Annotated in this window: 13 protein-coding genes and 1 tRNA gene; 3 read left to right on the top strand and 11 right to left on the bottom strand. The window is 59.9% G+C overall.

Features of this window, described 5'->3' with window-relative positions; genetic code table 11:
* The 5 genes from gatB to C5748_RS17850 all read right to left on the bottom strand — a co-directional run bounded on the left by gatB (position 1) and on the right by C5748_RS17850 (position 5,147).
* On the bottom strand, positions 1-1,548 hold the full coding sequence (gene gatB / locus C5748_RS17870) for an Asp-tRNA(Asn)/Glu-tRNA(Gln) amidotransferase subunit GatB (RefSeq protein WP_105743297.1): 1,548 nt from the start codon (positions 1,546-1,548) through the stop codon (positions 1-3).
* A 181-nt stretch (positions 1,549-1,729) separates the two neighbouring features.
* Positions 1,730-3,145 (bottom strand): trigger factor, encoded by a 1,416-nt coding sequence (tig, locus tag C5748_RS17865; protein ID WP_199194828.1) that lies wholly within the window; start codon positions 3,143-3,145, stop codon positions 1,730-1,732.
* A gap of 94 nt (positions 3,146-3,239) precedes the next feature.
* Positions 3,240-3,322, bottom strand: a tRNA-Leu gene (locus tag C5748_RS17860).
* A gap of 131 nt (positions 3,323-3,453) precedes the next feature.
* Positions 3,454-4,038, bottom strand: coding sequence for a GDYXXLXY domain-containing protein (locus C5748_RS17855; protein ID WP_105743295.1), 585 nt, complete (start codon positions 4,036-4,038; stop codon positions 3,454-3,456).
* Positions 4,035-5,147, bottom strand: coding sequence for a DUF2157 domain-containing protein (locus C5748_RS17850; RefSeq protein WP_105743294.1), 1,113 nt, complete (start codon positions 5,145-5,147; stop codon positions 4,035-4,037). Before C5748_RS17850 ends, C5748_RS17855 begins: the two co-directional genes overlap by 4 nt.
* A gap of 259 nt (positions 5,148-5,406) precedes the next feature.
* Between C5748_RS17850 and C5748_RS17845 the strand changes: the two genes are divergently transcribed.
* Positions 5,407-5,553: a DUF1127 domain-containing protein gene (locus C5748_RS17845; RefSeq protein ID WP_105743293.1), complete on the top strand. Its 147-nt coding sequence runs from the start codon at positions 5,407-5,409 to the stop codon at positions 5,551-5,553.
* A 302-nt stretch (positions 5,554-5,855) separates the two neighbouring features.
* Here C5748_RS17845 and C5748_RS17840 read toward each other — a convergent pair whose 3' ends face one another.
* Positions 5,856-6,491, bottom strand: coding sequence for a hypothetical protein (locus tag C5748_RS17840; RefSeq protein ID WP_245581853.1), 636 nt, complete (start codon positions 6,489-6,491; stop codon positions 5,856-5,858).
* A 67-nt stretch (positions 6,492-6,558) separates the two neighbouring features.
* Here C5748_RS17840 and trmFO point away from each other — a divergent pair, with 67 nt between their 5' ends.
* Entirely contained in the window at positions 6,559-7,980 is a 1,422-nt protein-coding gene (trmFO, locus tag C5748_RS17835; protein WP_105743418.1) for a methylenetetrahydrofolate--tRNA-(uracil(54)-C(5))-methyltransferase (FADH(2)-oxidizing) TrmFO, read from the top strand.
* On the opposite strand, the gene C5748_RS17830 is transcribed toward trmFO, so the two are convergent.
* The 4 genes from C5748_RS17830 to yajC form a co-directional block, all read right to left on the bottom strand.
* Entirely contained in the window at positions 7,981-8,823 is an 843-nt protein-coding gene (locus tag C5748_RS17830) for a phytoene/squalene synthase family protein (RefSeq protein ID WP_105743292.1), read from the bottom strand.
* A 24-nt stretch (positions 8,824-8,847) separates the two neighbouring features.
* Positions 8,848-9,237: an Mth938-like domain-containing protein gene (locus tag C5748_RS17825; RefSeq protein ID WP_105743291.1), complete on the bottom strand. Its 390-nt coding sequence runs from the start codon at positions 9,235-9,237 to the stop codon at positions 8,848-8,850.
* Positions 9,238-9,240: 3 nt separating this feature from the next.
* The gene (gene secD / locus C5748_RS17820; protein WP_105743417.1) at positions 9,241-11,499 is read right to left on the bottom strand and encodes a protein translocase subunit SecD; all 2,259 of its coding nucleotides are present in this window, start codon (positions 11,497-11,499) and stop codon (positions 9,241-9,243) included.
* Positions 11,500-11,585: 86 nt separating this feature from the next.
* Positions 11,586-11,921, bottom strand: a complete 336-nt coding sequence (yajC, locus tag C5748_RS17815) for a preprotein translocase subunit YajC (protein ID WP_105743290.1) — start codon at positions 11,919-11,921, stop codon at positions 11,586-11,588.
* A 179-nt stretch (positions 11,922-12,100) separates the two neighbouring features.
* Between yajC and C5748_RS17810 the strand changes: the two genes are divergently transcribed.
* Positions 12,101-12,964 (top strand): ATP-binding protein, encoded by an 864-nt coding sequence (locus C5748_RS17810; protein ID WP_105743289.1) that lies wholly within the window; start codon positions 12,101-12,103, stop codon positions 12,962-12,964.
* A gap of 65 nt (positions 12,965-13,029) precedes the next feature.
* Here C5748_RS17810 and C5748_RS17805 read toward each other — a convergent pair whose 3' ends face one another.
* Positions 13,030-14,547 carry a LysM peptidoglycan-binding domain-containing M23 family metallopeptidase gene (locus tag C5748_RS17805; RefSeq protein ID WP_105743416.1) on the bottom strand — a complete coding sequence of 506 codons (1,518 nt, stop codon included), beginning with the start codon at positions 14,545-14,547 and terminating at the stop codon, positions 13,030-13,032.
* Between the last annotated feature and the right edge of the window lie 348 nt (positions 14,548-14,895).

Below are 14,895 nucleotides of genomic sequence, written 5' to 3'. Positions count from 1 at the left end.
TCATTCGATACCCAGCTTTGCCTTCACCAGTTCATTGACCGCCTGCGGATTGGCCTTGCCGCCCGTGGCTTTCATCACCTGACCGACGAACCAGCCGGCAAGCGCCGGCTTGGCCTGGGCCTGCTCGACCTTGTCAGGGTTGGCGGCAATCACCTCGTCCACCGCTTTTTCGATAGCGCCGGTATCCGTCACCTGCTTCAGGCCGCGCTCTTCGACGAGCACCTTCGGATCGCCGCCCTCGTTCCAGACGATCTCGAACAGATCCTTGGCGATCTTGCTTGAGATCGTTCCTTTTCGCATCAGAATAACAATCGAAGCAAGCTGGCTCGGAGAAATCGGGGAGCGGTCAATTCCGAGATTGGCGCCTCTAAGTGCACCAAATAGTTCATTTACTATCATATTCGAAATGCCATGAGCCACTGTATGGCCAACGCCTTGCGGCTCGCTCACGTTCACGCCTTCAGATTGCGCTGCCTCCAAAACCTTTTCGAAATAGTCTGCCTCCAGCGCCTCTGCAATCAAAACTGAAGCATTATACTCCGACAGGCCGAAGTCGGCCATGAAACGGGCCTTCTTGTCGTCAGGCAATTCCGGCAGGTGCTGCACCAGATCATCGACAAAAGCCTGGTCGAATTCGAGCGGCAGTAGATCGGGATCGGGGAAATAGCGGTAGTCATGCGCTTCTTCCTTGGAGCGCATCGAACGTGTCTCGCCTTTCACCGGATCGAACAGGCGCGTCTCCTGGTCGATCGTGCCGCCATCCTCGATAATGGCGATCTGCCGGCGTGCCTCATATTCGATCGCCTGGCCGACGAAGCGGATGGAGTTGACATTCTTGATCTCGCAGCGCGTGCCGAACGGTTCACCAGGGCGGCGCACGGAGACATTGACGTCGGCGCGCATCGAACCTTCATCCATATTGCCGTCGCAGGTGCCGAGATAGCGCACGATGGTGCGCAACTTCGTCAGATACGCCCTCGCCTCGTCCGACGAGCGGATATCCGGCTTCGAGACGATCTCCATCAGCGCCACGCCCGAGCGGTTCAGATCGACATAGGACATGGTCGGATGCTGGTCGTGCATCGACTTGCCCGCATCCTGCTCCAGATGCAGCCGCTCGACACCGACCTCGATATCCTCGAACTGACCTTTCGAATCCGGTCCGACCGAAACCGTGACGACGCCCTCGCCGACGATCGGCTGCTTGAACTGCGAAATCTGGTAGCCCTGCGGCAGATCGGGGTAGAAATAATTCTTCCGGTCGAACACCGATTTCAGATTGATCTGCGCCTTGAGGCCGAGCCCGGTGCGGACCGCCTGCCTGACGCATTCGATATTGATCACCGGCAGCATGCCCGGCATGGCCGCATCGACAAGCGACACGTTGGAATTGGGCTCGGAGCCGAAGGAGGTCGAAGCGCCGGAGAAAAGCTTCGAATTCGACGTCACCTGGGCATGGACCTCCAGGCCGACGATCACTTCCCATTCACCGGTCGCACCGGAAATAAGACGTTTGGGTTCAGGCGTGCGCGTATCGATGAGTGTCATGCTGGCTCGTCATTGCTGGATTTGTCTTTTATTCGCTAGTGCAAAGCATCGGCGGAGGCAAGAGCCGAAACGGCAATTGAGCCGCAGTACTGCCCGCCTCCAAACTTTTACAGGAAGCTCATGTCTCTCAAAATGAAAAGGCCGCCCCGAGGGCGGCCTTTTGATGATTTGAATGAGCTGATCATTCAGCGTCTTTTTTCTTCGCCACCGCCTTCTTCTTCGGCGCGGCTTTCTTTGCGGGCTTTGTGTCAGTCTCCGCTGCCTCGTCCTCGGCCATCAGCTCTTCCTTGCTGACCTTCTTGTCGGTCACCTGGATCGTCGACAGCAGATGATCGACGACTTTTTCCTCGAAGATCGGCGCACGCAGATTGGCAACGGCGTCAGGCGTCCGGCGGAAGAATTCGTAGATCTGCTGTTCCTGACCCGGATAGCGGCGGACCTGATCGTAAAGGGCGCGCTGCAATTCATCCTCGGTCACTTCGAGACCGGCCTTTTCGCCGATCTCGGAGAGGACCAGGCCAAGACGCACGCGGCGCTCGGCCAGCTTGCGGTATTCCTCACGCGCGGCTTCCTCGGTCGTATCTTCATCCTTGAAGGTGCGTCCGGCTTCCTGCAGATCATTGTTGATCTGCGCCCAGATATTGTTGAACTCCGCATCGACCAGCTTCTGCGGCGCTTCGAACTGATATTCGCCGTCCAGTGCATCGAGAATCTGCCGCTTCACCTTCTGACGGGTGAAGGAGCCGTATTGGCTCTCGATCTGCTCGCGGATCACCTCACGCAGACGGTCCATCGATTCGATACCGAGCTGCTTGGCGGTCTCATCATTGAGTTCGAGTTCGCCCGGCTTGGCGACTTCCTTGACGGTGATGTCGAAGGTCGCTTCCTTGCCGGCCAGCTTCTCGGCGCCGTAATTCTCGGGGAAGGTCACCTTGATCTGCTTTTCGTCACCGGCCTTGACGTCGACGAGTTGTTCCTCGAAGCCCGGGATGAACTGCCCCGAACCAAGCACCAGCTGTGCGTCCGTATCGGCGCCGCCCTCGAAAGGCTCGCCGTCGAGCTTGCCCAGATAGTCGACGGTGACGCGGTCGCCGTCTTCGGCCTTGCCCTTCTTCGGCTCAAAACTGCGGGCGGACGAGGCGACGCGCTTGACCTGCTCCTCGATCTCTTCATCCGAAACGTCGACGATCTCGCGCGTCACGGACATGCCCGATACATCCTTGACCTCGATCTTCGGCAGGACTTCGTAATTCAGCGAGAAGACGAAATCGGCCTCGCCGTCGAGAACCTTTTCGGCCTCTTTCTCGTCTTCGCTCATGACGATCTCGGGCTGGGTCGCCGATTTCTCGTTGCGATCCGACAGAACCGAGCGCGGCGTATCGGTAAGGATCTCATTGACCACTTCGGCCATGAAGGACTTGCCGTAGACCTTGCGCAGATGCGCCGGCGGTACCTTGCCCGGACGGAAGCCGTTGATGCGTACCCGCGACCGGGCATTCTCGAGGCGCTCGGAAAGCTTCGCCTCGAGATCCTTGGCCGGAACCACGACTTTGATCTCGCGCTTCAGCCCTTCATTGAGCGTTTCGGTAACCTGCATGTCCAAACCTTCACTTCTTTGCATTGTCCCGCCGTCACCGGCCCTTTTGCCTTCGTAAGCGGGAGAAAAACTGTTTGCCTTCGTGGCCTTTCGCTGGTGCGGATGGAGGGACTCGAACCCCCACGGTCTCCCGCCAGAACCTAAATCTGGTGCGTCTACCAATTTCGCCACATCCGCTTCTGAGCCTGAACCACCCCCGAAAGCGCGCGTCTCTATATCATCCAATTTTCAGTGTTCAAAGGAAAAAAGCCGTCCATTTCGGCGAGAATAAGCCCTCGCCTCCCGTTTTTCGGCAAATGTCCGCACTTTCAGTACAGTGGCTCTTCGTAAAGCGGTTTCCCGTTCTCCTTCAGCGCCTTGATCTGCGCTTGCCCGGATGCGGAAACGGCGATGACGGCCTGGATATTCTGCTGCCGTTGCGCATCGTCGACGGCGCCGCCTTCACCCTCCGGAACATAGTACCGCTCTATGCCATAATCAACGCTGACGAGAGCATTGGGCTGCGATGGCGCGGCGTAGCGGGTCCGTCCTTTGAGCATGACCTCGTCGGGGGCGATATCCTCGATCGGCTGGAATGAGGCGCGCGCAAGCTGCCAGTTTCCGTCTGCCGCCGGTTTCACCGTCACGTAGACATCCGGATTTCCGTTTTCCCAATTTCCATTATCGGGCGTGCCGGTAATATCGGAACGTTTGATTGAGGAAATGGCATAGCCGAGAGTGACGTAATCGCCGCGCATCAGATCGCGCGGGTCCACCGGTTGCGTCAAAAGCACCACTTGTCTGCCATCACGCAGGACCGAGGCGCGCTTCTCTATGCTGGCATAGAGAATGCCGGACTGGAAAAGTGCGGCGAGCGTCGCCAGGGCGAAAAGCCATATACGCTTGTTTTTCATATGCTTGCCACCGCCTTCGGATTCTTTTCATGAAGCCGCCGCTCCATGCGCGCCACGAAAACTGCCAGCAGAAGCAGGAGAATACCTGCGGTGAGGAAAAAACCCGATGTGCCGATCAGCGTACCGACGGTCACGAAGGCCAGATAGAGCACCTCGAGCGAGAACGCGACATAGGCGATCCACCGCACGGATGGGTTTCTGCGTCCCGAAAGCACCAGCGCGCCAATTGAAAGCCCGAGAATGACGACGCCGAAAATAACCCGTCCGGCAGCGTCCCGCATGATGTCTTCGAACTGCATCACCGACAGCGCCAGCAGGGCTGCCGCAAGGCCATAGGCTGCGAGCGCCGGACCGAAGCTGCCGATCCTGCCCGACAGATCAGGACGAAAGCCGTCGAGAAGAAAAAGCGCAAGCCCAACTGCGGCGGTCAGCCAGAGCACCATGAGTGAGTCGAAATCGAAATAGCTGACCAGGAAGAAGGCGATCAGGAACAACGCCACCAGATCCGCCGCGGCACGGCTTTTCGTGTACCAGGCAAGCCCCGCCCCAAGCGCCGCCAGCAACGGCGCGATCAACAGATACTGCCTGTCGGGATAAAAACCGTCGCTCAAAAAGGAAAAAAGGTAAAAGCCCGCAATCGCCATGCTGGCTATCGCCAGCGTCCCCGATCTGAGCAGGAAGGCAGCGACCATGACGCCGCCCGTCCAGACCAGCGCGGCAAACGCCGCATCGCCCGAGAGATGATACATCTGCCCGATCAGGGCGATCCCGGCACCGAAAGCGATGGCCGCAACGAGATAGAGCGCCGGCGAAAACACCGTATCGCCGCGGCTTTGACGCCAGGCGCCACCGAGGTAACCGCCCCAGATCACCGCGAAGATCAGCGCAACCCGCAGCAGGCGCGGCATCGCCTCCCAATTGGCGGCGATGAGCGTGATGATGGCAACGCCAAGAAGAACGGCCCCGAGAACGGCCAGCGTATTGCCGAGGCCAAATCCGCCGCCCTGGCTTTTGAGATCGGAGAGAAGCGCTTCGGCCGTATCGTCATCGATAAGGCCCTTCTTTTGCCAGCGGGCTATATAGGCCCGGACAGGGATGGGAAATGCCACGCTGAACTCCTGATTCGTGCCGCTGCAAAATCGGCACACACTACCGCAAGATCGGCAGATCAAAAACGCCAAGATTCGGCGGGCCCAAAGTCATTCCGAATTTGTGCATCGCAGCAAATAAAATCGATTGATGATGCATTGCAGCAATTGCAGGTCAGCTATGCAAACTTGGGTCTGCAACCCCGGGGAATCCTGGACTATATCCAGTTCAACGATCGAGACAGCGATCATCGAGATATCGAACAGAAGGTTGACTGACATGAACCTGATCCGCTCTTACAGCAATTGGCGCCGTTACCGTGACACCGTCGGCGAACTGAACCGCCTTTCGAACCGCGAACTGAGCGACCTCGGCATTTCCCGCGCCGACATCCCTTACGTGGCTCGCCAGTCCGGCGCCCGCTAAGGAACCAAACGACGCGTCGAGCGCCTTAACGAATATCGCGAAAGCTTATCCTCCTCCCGAGCTTGAGCGATCGAAGGCCGGCACTCCTCCTCCCAGCCGGCCTTACCTAATGGCACTCGCTGTACCTCCTCCCACAGCGAGTGCCGTTAACTCCGAAAAATAAAGAATATCGCGAGGGCCTATCCTCCTCCCAGGCCCAAGCGATCGAAGGCCGGCACTCCTCCTCCCAGTCGGCCTTTACCAAACGACACCCGCCGCACCTCCTCCCGCGGCGGGTGTTGTTTTTGTAAGGCCCTTTTCGCTCAACGCTGGCCGCCGACACCTCTTTGCTTCCATTCCGACAGCTTCATCACGTCAGGTAGTCCGCCGCCGGGCTCGAACCAGGAATCGACTGCCCAGAGCACGCCGTGTTCATCCTTCAGAACCGCCGTCCAATGTGGATACCGCCCGTCGAGGAAGAAGCCGCGCGATGTCTTGCGCGCCATCCGGTGATGTCTGAGCCATCCCGTGCTCTGCAGGAATTTCAGGAAATGGTCGGTGTTGGTGGATTCGTCGATACAATCCATCTGGCCCTTGATACGCGCCCTGCCGAATTGCATTTTTGCTTTATCGCGAACGCCGATGACGGCAGTGCTCCGTTCTTCGAAGATTGCTACCGCACGGCGCACGGCGGAGCGTTCGGCTTCCGCGGATTTCATGCCCTGCGCCATCGCCGCCGCAATTCTTTTCAAATCACCTGCGGTCAGCGTTACGCGCGTCGAACGGTAGCAATCATAGCCATGACACACCCTGAAGCTCGCCCCTTGTGCTTCCGCAATGTCCGCGCCGCCGGCAAAAATCACCGCCGCGGCAAACAGCCCGATCCGTGCCCGTTCAGACAGTGTTCGCCTCCTGGTTCTATAACCCCTGACGAATAGCAAAATGGCAGAACCGCACATGCGGTTCGCCGTTGAAGCCCGAGCGATAAGGCGTTAAGTGAAGCCCATGTCGATTTCAAAAGCAAATATGTCGAATTCAATGTCGAAACAGCCGATACATATCGTTGGCGGCGGCCTTGCGGGCTCCGAGGCCGCCTGGCAGATCGCGCAGGCCGGAATTCCTGTTGTCCTGCATGAGATGCGGCCGGTGCGCGGAACGGATGCGCACAAGACGGATGGGCTGGCCGAACTGGTATGTTCCAACTCGTTTCGCTCCGATGACGCCGAAACCAATGCCGTCGGCGTGCTGCATGCCGAGATGCGGTTGGCCGGATCGCTGATCATGGCGAGCGCCGATGCGCATCAGGTGCCCGCCGGCGGTGCGCTGGCGGTCGACCGTGACGGTTTTTCGCAAGGCGTCACCGCCAAGCTTGAGGCCCATCCGCTGATCACCATCGAGCGCGGCGAAATCACCGGCCTGCCGCCCGCCGATTGGGGCGCCACCATCGTTGCGACCGGCCCGCTGACCGCGCCCGATCTCGCCGAGGCCATACGCGCCGAGACAGGCGCCGATGCGCTGGCCTTCTTCGATGCCATCGCCCCCATCGTCCATTTCGACAGCATCGACATGAATGTCTGCTGGTTCCAGTCGCGCTACGACAAGGTGGGACCGGGCGGCACCGGCAAGGACTACATCAATTGCCCGATGACGAAGGAGCAGTATGAAACCTTCGTCCAGGCGCTGATCGATGGCGAAAAGACCGAATTCAAGCAATGGGAAGGCACGCCCTATTTCGACGGCTGCCTGCCGATCGAGATCATGGCCGAGCGCGGCCCCGAAACATTGCGTCATGGGCCGATGAAGCCGATGGGGCTGACCGACGCCCATAATCCTGCGGTGAAAGCCTATGCCGTGGTGCAGCTTCGCCAGGACAATGCGCTTGGCACGCTCTACAATATGGTCGGATTCCAGACCAAGCTGAAATATGGCGCGCAGACCGCGATCTTCCGGCTTATCCCGGGTCTTGAAAACGCTGAATTCGCAAGGCTTGGCGGTCTGCACCGCAACACCTATCTCAACTCGCCGGTGCTGCTCGACGCATCGCTGCAACTCAGATCGCGGCCGGGCCTGCGCTTCGCCGGACAGATCACCGGTTGCGAAGGTTATGTGGAATCGTCAGCCATCGGCCTTCTTGCCGGGCGTTTCGCGGTCGCCGAACATTTCGGCAATGAGCCTTCGCTGCCGCCGGTAACGACGGCGTTCGGCGCGCTGCTCGGCCACATCACCGGAGGCCACCTTGTTTCCCAGGACGAACCGGGCAAGCGTTCCTTCCAGCCGATGAACGTCAATTTCGGCCTGTTTCCGCCGATTGAAACACCGAAAACCGAGGGAAAGCGCCTGCGCGGCAAGGAAAAGACCAGCGCCAAGAAACGCGCACTGAGCGCCCGCGCGCTTGCCGATTGTCGCGCCTGGCTCGGCCTGCCCGCGGTGGCTGTGGCGGCGGAGTGATCACACCCCGCCAATAGCCGCGCGAAACATGATCCACTGCCGCCGTATCGGCGATATCTCGACAATCTGCGTTGCTGCGTCTTCCCCTTTGCGCATGACCGCCTTGAGATAGGCCGGTACGACCGCAACCGGCAGATAGGCCGGCTTGAGTGCGGCGGGCAGCACACCCTTAGCCTTGTCGAATGCGGCGAGATGCTCCTGCGCCAGCGCGGCCATCGCCGCCACGACCCGATTGAGAGCATCTTTGTCGGTACCGGCCAATAGCGCCTCCGGGCTCGCGCCGACAGCTTTCAGCAAATCCGCCGGCGCGAAAACCTGGCCTCGCCGGCGGTGCAACGGCAACAGCCGCAACAGCCCCGTCACGCCCTGGGCAACACCCGCATGCCCGGCAAGCTCGGCGAAGCGCGGTGCTGCCTCGCCGTCCAGGACGAGGCCTGCAAGCTGGATCAATGCCGATGCGGTCTCGCCGCAATAGCCTTCCAGATCGTTGCCGCTCGGCATCGGATCGTCATAGAGATCGAATATCCGTGCTTCGCAATAATTGTCGAATGCCGTGCGCGGCAATTGATAATGGTCGATCGTCTTCAACAGGGCAGCGGCAATCGGGTGCCCCGCCGCCGCACCATGTTCGGTACCGTTGACGAGATCGCGCCACCATTGCAGCCGCACCTCGCCGGGCAGCGGATCGTGCACCAGATCGCGGATGCGCGCCACCTCCGCATTGAAGGCGTAGAGCGCGGCAAGTCCCCCACGCTTTTCCTCAGGCGCATAAAGCACCGAGAGGTAGCGGTCGCGGTCTGCATCGCGCAAAAAATCCATGCAGTGGGTTTCGTTGGCATCCATCGGGAAAGCTTACAGCAAACTGTCTTAATCGACAGCGATCAGAGCCGCAGCGACTGCCCGGTCTTCGGCGAGCAGCACATTATAGGTGCGCACCGCAGCCCCCGTGCTCATCGGATCAGCGGAAATACGATGTTCACGCAACACGGCGCGCAGGTCTTCCGGCAGCCGGCGCAGATCGGTTCCTGTTCCCACCAGCAGGATTTCGATCTGATCCGCCTCCTCCATGATCTTGCCGATATCACCGAGGCCCGGCACCGGCGGCGTCACCGGCTCCCAGCCATAGATGCCGGACGGCAGGCAAAGGATCGAGCCGCGATGCGACATGTCGGCAAAGCGAAAACCCCCATTGCCATAGGCGTCAATCGGTACACGTCCCGGGAAATGCGCGTCGCGAAATTCGATGCCCTTAGCCATAGATCAGATTTCCGGCGCGGCTGGCTGCGCCGTGCCACCTTGCGGCCCTGAACGTGTCTTCACGCCCAGGATGACCAGAAGTGGCCCGGCAATGAAGATGGACGAATAGGTCGCAACGACGATGCCGATGCCGAGCGTCAACGCAAACGAACGCATATCGGCGCCGCCGAAGATATAAAGCGCTATAAGCGCCAGCAGCGTTACGACCGAGGTCAGGATCGTGCGCGACAGCGTCTGGTTGATCGAGGCGTCGACAAGCGCTGTTCGCGACACCACATTGTTTTGCTTCAGATTTTCACGCACCCGATCATAGACCACCACCGTATCGTTCAGCGAATAGCCGATCACGATCAGGATCGCGGCAACGCTCCACAGATTGAATTCGAGCCCGAACACGATGAAGACGCCGCCGAGAAGGATGACGTCGTGGATCGTCGCCAGCACTGCGCCGAGCGCGAACTGCCATTGGAAGCGCAGCCAGACATAGGCGAAGATCGCCAGCAGCGACAGGATAATGGCAAGCGTTCCTGCCCGCGACAATTGCGACGAAACCGTCGGCCCGACCACGTCCACGCGCTGGAAGCTGTAATCCTCCTCCAGTTCGCCGCGCAGTTTGACGGCGACGGTCTGCTCGGCATCCTCGCCGCCTTCCTGGCTGCCGACGGTGATCAGCACCGAACGGGGCGAGAGCGGTTCGACCTTGGCCTCGCTGATATTGAGCTCCGCCAGGCGGTTCTCGATATCGGCGATATCGGCATTTCCCTGCCGCGCCTGAAGCTCGACCAGCGCCCCGCCGCGGAAATCGATACCGTAATTCATGCCGAAAATGGCGAAAAGAGCGATCACCGCGATGCTCGCCAGCGTCGAGACGCCGAGCGTCAGGCGGCGCAGGCGCATGAACGGAATGTTCGTACGTGATGGCACGAGCCTCAGGAACCGGCCAGGGACCCGCGTCGGCTTTGCCGCCCGGAACCATTCCGAAACCATCAGCCGGGTGAAGGTGAATGTCGTGAAGAGCGTCGTGACGATGCCGATGGCGACGGTAAGCGCAAAGCCATGCACCGCGCCGCTGCCCAGCAGGAACAGCACCAGCGCCGCGATCAGCGTCGTCAGATTGGCGTCGACAATCGTGGAAACCGCCCGCGAGAAACCGGATTCGATCGCCTGCTGGACCGGAGCGCCGTTGCGGCTGTCTTCGCGGATGCGCTCATAGATCAATATGCTGGAATCGACCGCCATGCCGATGGTGAGCACGATGCCGGCGATACCGGCGAGGCTGAGCGGTGCGCCGATGATCGACAGCGCCGCCACGATCAGCGCGACATTGACCACCAACGCGATATCGGCAATGAGCCCGAGAAGGCCGTAGGACAGCACCATGAACACCGCAACCAGCAGCGCGGCGATGACGATGGCGATCCCGCCGGTGCTGGCCTGGTTTTCACCAAGGCCGGAACCGACCGTGCGCTCCTCGAGCACCGTCACGGGAGCAGGAAGCGCGCCGGCACGCAGCACCACGGCAAGATTGCTCGCGGCCTGGATGTCGAAACCACCTGATATCTGCAGCTGCCCGCCATCTATCCGCTCCCTGATAACTGGCGCAGAGATCACCTGATCGTCAATGACCAGGGCTATGGGCTTGCCGATATTGGCTTCCGTCGTTTCGGCAAAGTTCTGATTACCGGCGGCATCGAGCGTTATTGTGATGATACCATCCTGCGTGCCGGTATCGACCCCGGCCTCTGCGTCGATGATATTCTTGCTGGAGACGATTGCGTCCTTGCGCACGAGATATCCGACTGGCGGATCATCGGCGGAATAGACGATTTCGGAGCCCTCGGGTGGGGTGCCCGCAATCGCCTGATTCACCGGCACCGATTGATCGACCAGTTGAATGGAGAAATTACCCTCCAGGCTCAGGATATCTTTCAGGAGCTGGGCGTCATAAAGACCGGGAACCTCGACCCTGATCTGATCCCTGCCCTGCTTCTCGATCAGCGGATTGTCATAACCAAGCTCGCTAAGGCGCCGCTTCATCACCGCGATCGTCGCATCGGTCGTGGCGGCTTTCTCGGGCGGCAATTGCAGAAGCAATCGTGATCCGCCCGCCAGATCGAGCCCGAGCGCCATCTGGCGCTTCGGCAGCCAGTCGGGCAAGGCTGCGAGTTGGTTCTGCGAGAACAGGTTGGGGAGCGCCAGAATGACACCCGCCGCCACGATCAACCAGATAAGAACCGACTTCCAGCGCGAGAAATAGAGCATCAAGGGCCAATCAGTCCGACGCTGCCGCGTCCAGATGAACTCACCTGGATGCGGCATGCGCCTTCAAAGAAAATGAAACCGTGCGGTCACTTCTTGTTGTCGGCGACGGGTTCGCCCTTCACCCGCACGTCTGTGACCATCGAGCGCAGCACGCGCACCTTCACGCCTTCGGCAATCTCGGCTTCGAGCTCATTGTCGTCGACAACCTTCGTCACCTTGGCGAGCAGCGCACCGGCCACGATGCTGTCGCCGCGACGGATGGCCTTCAGCATCTCCTCGCGTTTCTTCATCTGCGTGCGCTGCGGCCGGATGATGAGGAAATACATGATCACGAAGATCAGGATGAAGGGCAGGATGCTCATCAGGACATCCGGGCCGAAAGGCGTGCCGGAGGCTTGAGCGTAGGCCGGGGTAACAAACATGCGAAAACTCCTCGTGGAAATTCATCGTGCAAGCATAATTAGTTCAGCGCAATACAATGGTTACCGTCTCAAAAGCAACCGGACAAAAAACTGCCGCACACTTTTCGCTCCCTAAAGCGCGTGATAAGCCATCGGCGCCGAAGCGCGATTATCCAGGGCTAGAGACCAAGGGGCACCGTATGACAACTGAAGATATGCTGTCGCAAAAGCTGGACCGGCTGATCGCCGCCCTGGAGCGTATCGCGCCGCCTGCGGCCCAGCCAGCCGATCTGACCGCTGCCGATTGCTTCGTCTGGGATCCCGCACGCCTGATGCTCGATCCCGTCATCAAGGTCAATCGCGTCGATATCTCGCTCATTCAGGGCGTCGACAACGTCCGCGATATCCTCGTCGACAATACCCGCCGTTTTGCCGACGGCCTTTCCGCCAACAACGTGCTCCTCTGGGGCGCGCGCGGCATGGGCAAATCATCCCTGGTAAAAGCGGTGCAGGCCGCCATCAACGCGGAAAACCCCGGCCGTCCGCCGCTCAAGCTGATCGAAATCCACCGCGAGGACATCAACAGCCTTCCCGCGCTGATGAGCAGCATCAAGGATGCCGAGTACCGTTTCATTCTGTTCTGCGATGATCTTTCCTTCGATCATGACGACACCTCCTACAAATCGCTGAAGGCAGCCCTTGAAGGCGGCGTCGAAGGCCGTCCGTCGAATGTGATCTTCTACGCCACCTCGAACCGCCGCCACCTCCTGCCGCGCGACATGATCGAGAACGAACGCTCGACCGCGATCAATCCGTCGGAGGCGGTGGAGGAAAAGGTTTCGCTTTCGGATCGTTTCGGCCTCTGGCTCGGTTTCCATAAATGCAGCCAGGATGATTACCTCTCGATGGTCGATGGCTATGCGAAATATTTCGGCCTCGATTATGAGGAGCCCAGGCTGCGTGCGGAAGCGCTGGAATGGGCAACCACACGCGGTAACCGTTCCGGCCGTGTCGCCTGGCAGTTCATCCAGGATCTGGCCGGACGGCTCGGAAAAGCCATCTGAGATAGCCGAAAAAGCAAAAAGCCCGCGACGATGCGGGCTTTTTTCTCGTTGATCGATTGCTGGAATTACGATTCCAGATATTTCGTCGGATTGACCGGCGAGGAATTCTTGCGGACCTCGAAATGCAGCTTCGGCGATTTGGCGTTGCCGCTCATGCCGGAGCGGGCGATTTCCTCGCCGCGGCGCACCTTCTGTCCGCGCTGGACCAGAATCTTGCTGTTGTGGCCATAGACGGTCACCAGCCCGTTTTCATGGCGGACCAGCACCGTATTGCCGAACTCCTTCAGCCCGTCGCCGGCATAGATGACGACGCCGTTTTCGGCCGCCTTTACCGGCGTCCCCTCGGGCACCATGATGTCGATGCCGTCATTGATGGAGCCGCCATTACGCTGGCCGAAGCCGCTCAGCACGCGGCCGCGTGCAGGCCAGCGCATCTGCGAAATGCCCGTCGACGTCGGCGCTGCGGCCACGTCCTTTTCCGCATCCTCGATGACCTTGTTGCTCGTCGCAGGCGGCGTATAGGGCTTGGCTCCCTGGGAGACGGGTTGCGTCGCCGGAGGCGTCGAACCGGTTTTCACCTGATCGACCTTGCCGGCGCTGGCCACCTGCGTTGCGCCGCCCGCAGCACCTGGAATGACCAGCGATTGGCCGACGCGGATGGCGCCATTGGTCAGTCCATTGGCCTTCTTGATGGCGTCGACCGGCACGCCGGTCTTCCGCGAGATTCCGTAAAGCGAATCACCGCTCTGCACCGAGTAGCTGCCGCCGGGCGACGGCGGCGCGGTGGTGGTCGATGCGGCCGCTGCCGAGGCTGTCGTGCCCGGCTGCTTTTCCCTGATCGTCGGCGTCTGCGGCAGGACCGCCACACCGCTGTTGGCAGGACGGCTGCCAGGCGCTTGAGGGGTCTGCGGCAATTGCCCCAGAACCTTCTCAGGCTCACCCCGGCCTGTTGCTGGCCCTGATGTCCGCACCCCGTTGGCGGCGATGACCCCACCACCCGCGCCCTGCCCCGGGATTCTCAGCTTCTGTCCCGCCTGGATTTTATTGGCGTCTTCTATGCCGTTCGCCTGCATGATCGCATTGGGCGAAACGCCTGTGCGCCGGGCAATGCCGAAAAGTGATTCGCCGGGCTCCACGATGATTTGGGTTTCGCCCGAAGCACTCATGGCTGCCGGAGCGGCGGCTGCCACCTGCTGACCTGTTGCAGCCGGGCGAACAACGCGGGGCGCAGCCGCAACCGGCGCCGGCTGCTGGGATGTATTATTGGAGGCGCCGGCAACCGGCGCGGACGATACCGGCGGCAAATTGCTGCGCTGAACGCTCGCGCTCTGCGTAACAGGCGTAACCGCGCCACGACTGGTGGAGCCGGCATAACCACCATTTGCGGGAGCCGCAGCTTGCGGATATGGCTGTGATACCGGCCTGTTGATCACCGACTGCTGATTGGATGTCGATCCCGTATAGATGCCGTCCGTGAAGCGCATCGTATCAGCGCTGCAGCCAGCGCCAAATCCGGCGATCACAACAATCGCGGCATTCCGCAAAAGCCGCTGGGACGTCTGGTCCAAAACCCTGAAACGCATGTTCAACCCGTCCATACTCGATACTTGAAGTATGTGAATTAAAGCGCGTTAATCTTACTTGCTGGTTAAAATCGCTGGATTTTTATCGGAAAGATTCACCAAACGGATACCATAACAGCGCCATGCGTCCTCTGGGATGCATAAAGGACGCTGTAAGGTTTAAACTGGCACGTCGTGCTTTTCGGAAACCGCAACAGGTTTTCGGGCCGATACGCTGGGAGAGCCAATAACCCCCAGCAGAGCTGGGGGTTTGACGGGGAACCGCCATAGGCGGTTATGAAGGATTTTGGGACAAGAGATGGGACTTCAGGAGGACGAGAGCTTGAGTTGCATCTGGTCCAACTGCTT

Source organism: Phyllobacterium phragmitis (assembly GCF_002980495.1).
In the GTDB taxonomy this organism is placed as follows: Bacteria; Pseudomonadota; Alphaproteobacteria; order Rhizobiales; family Rhizobiaceae; genus Paramesorhizobium; species Paramesorhizobium phragmitis.
Note: the sequence above shows the minus strand (reverse complement) of the source record. Positions and strands in the feature narration are given on the sequence as shown.

Bases quoted from the DNA above. Each gene is read 5' to 3' on its own strand.
- C5748_RS17845 (WP_105743293.1), top strand. From the start codon at position 5,407: ATGAACCTGATCCGCTCTTACAGCAATTGGCGCCGTTACCGTGACACC.
- C5748_RS17830 (WP_105743292.1), bottom strand. From the start codon at position 8,823: ATGGATGCCAACGAAACCCACTGCATGGATTTTTTGCGCGATGCAGAC.
- C5748_RS17805 (WP_105743416.1), bottom strand. From the start codon at position 14,547: ATGCGTTTCAGGGTTTTGGACCAGACGTCCCAGCGGCTTTTGCGGAAT.
- tig (WP_199194828.1), bottom strand. From the start codon at position 3,145: ATGCAGGTTACCGAAACGCTCAATGAAGGGCTGAAGCGCGAGATCAAA.
- gatB (WP_105743297.1), bottom strand. From the start codon at position 1,548: ATGACACTCATCGATACGCGCACGCCTGAACCCAAACGTCTTATTTCC.
- C5748_RS17810 (WP_105743289.1), top strand. From the start codon at position 12,101: ATGACAACTGAAGATATGCTGTCGCAAAAGCTGGACCGGCTGATCGCC.
- C5748_RS17825 (WP_105743291.1), bottom strand. From the start codon at position 9,237: ATGGCTAAGGGCATCGAATTTCGCGACGCGCATTTCCCGGGACGTGTA.
- secD (WP_105743417.1), bottom strand. From the start codon at position 11,499: ATGCTCTATTTCTCGCGCTGGAAGTCGGTTCTTATCTGGTTGATCGTG.
- C5748_RS17855 (WP_105743295.1), bottom strand. From the start codon at position 4,038: ATGAAAAACAAGCGTATATGGCTTTTCGCCCTGGCGACGCTCGCCGCA.
- yajC (WP_105743290.1), bottom strand. From the start codon at position 11,921: ATGTTTGTTACCCCGGCCTACGCTCAAGCCTCCGGCACGCCTTTCGGC.
- C5748_RS17840 (WP_245581853.1), bottom strand. From the start codon at position 6,491: ATGTGCGGTTCTGCCATTTTGCTATTCGTCAGGGGTTATAGAACCAGG.
- trmFO (WP_105743418.1), top strand. From the start codon at position 6,559: ATGTCGAATTCAATGTCGAAACAGCCGATACATATCGTTGGCGGCGGC.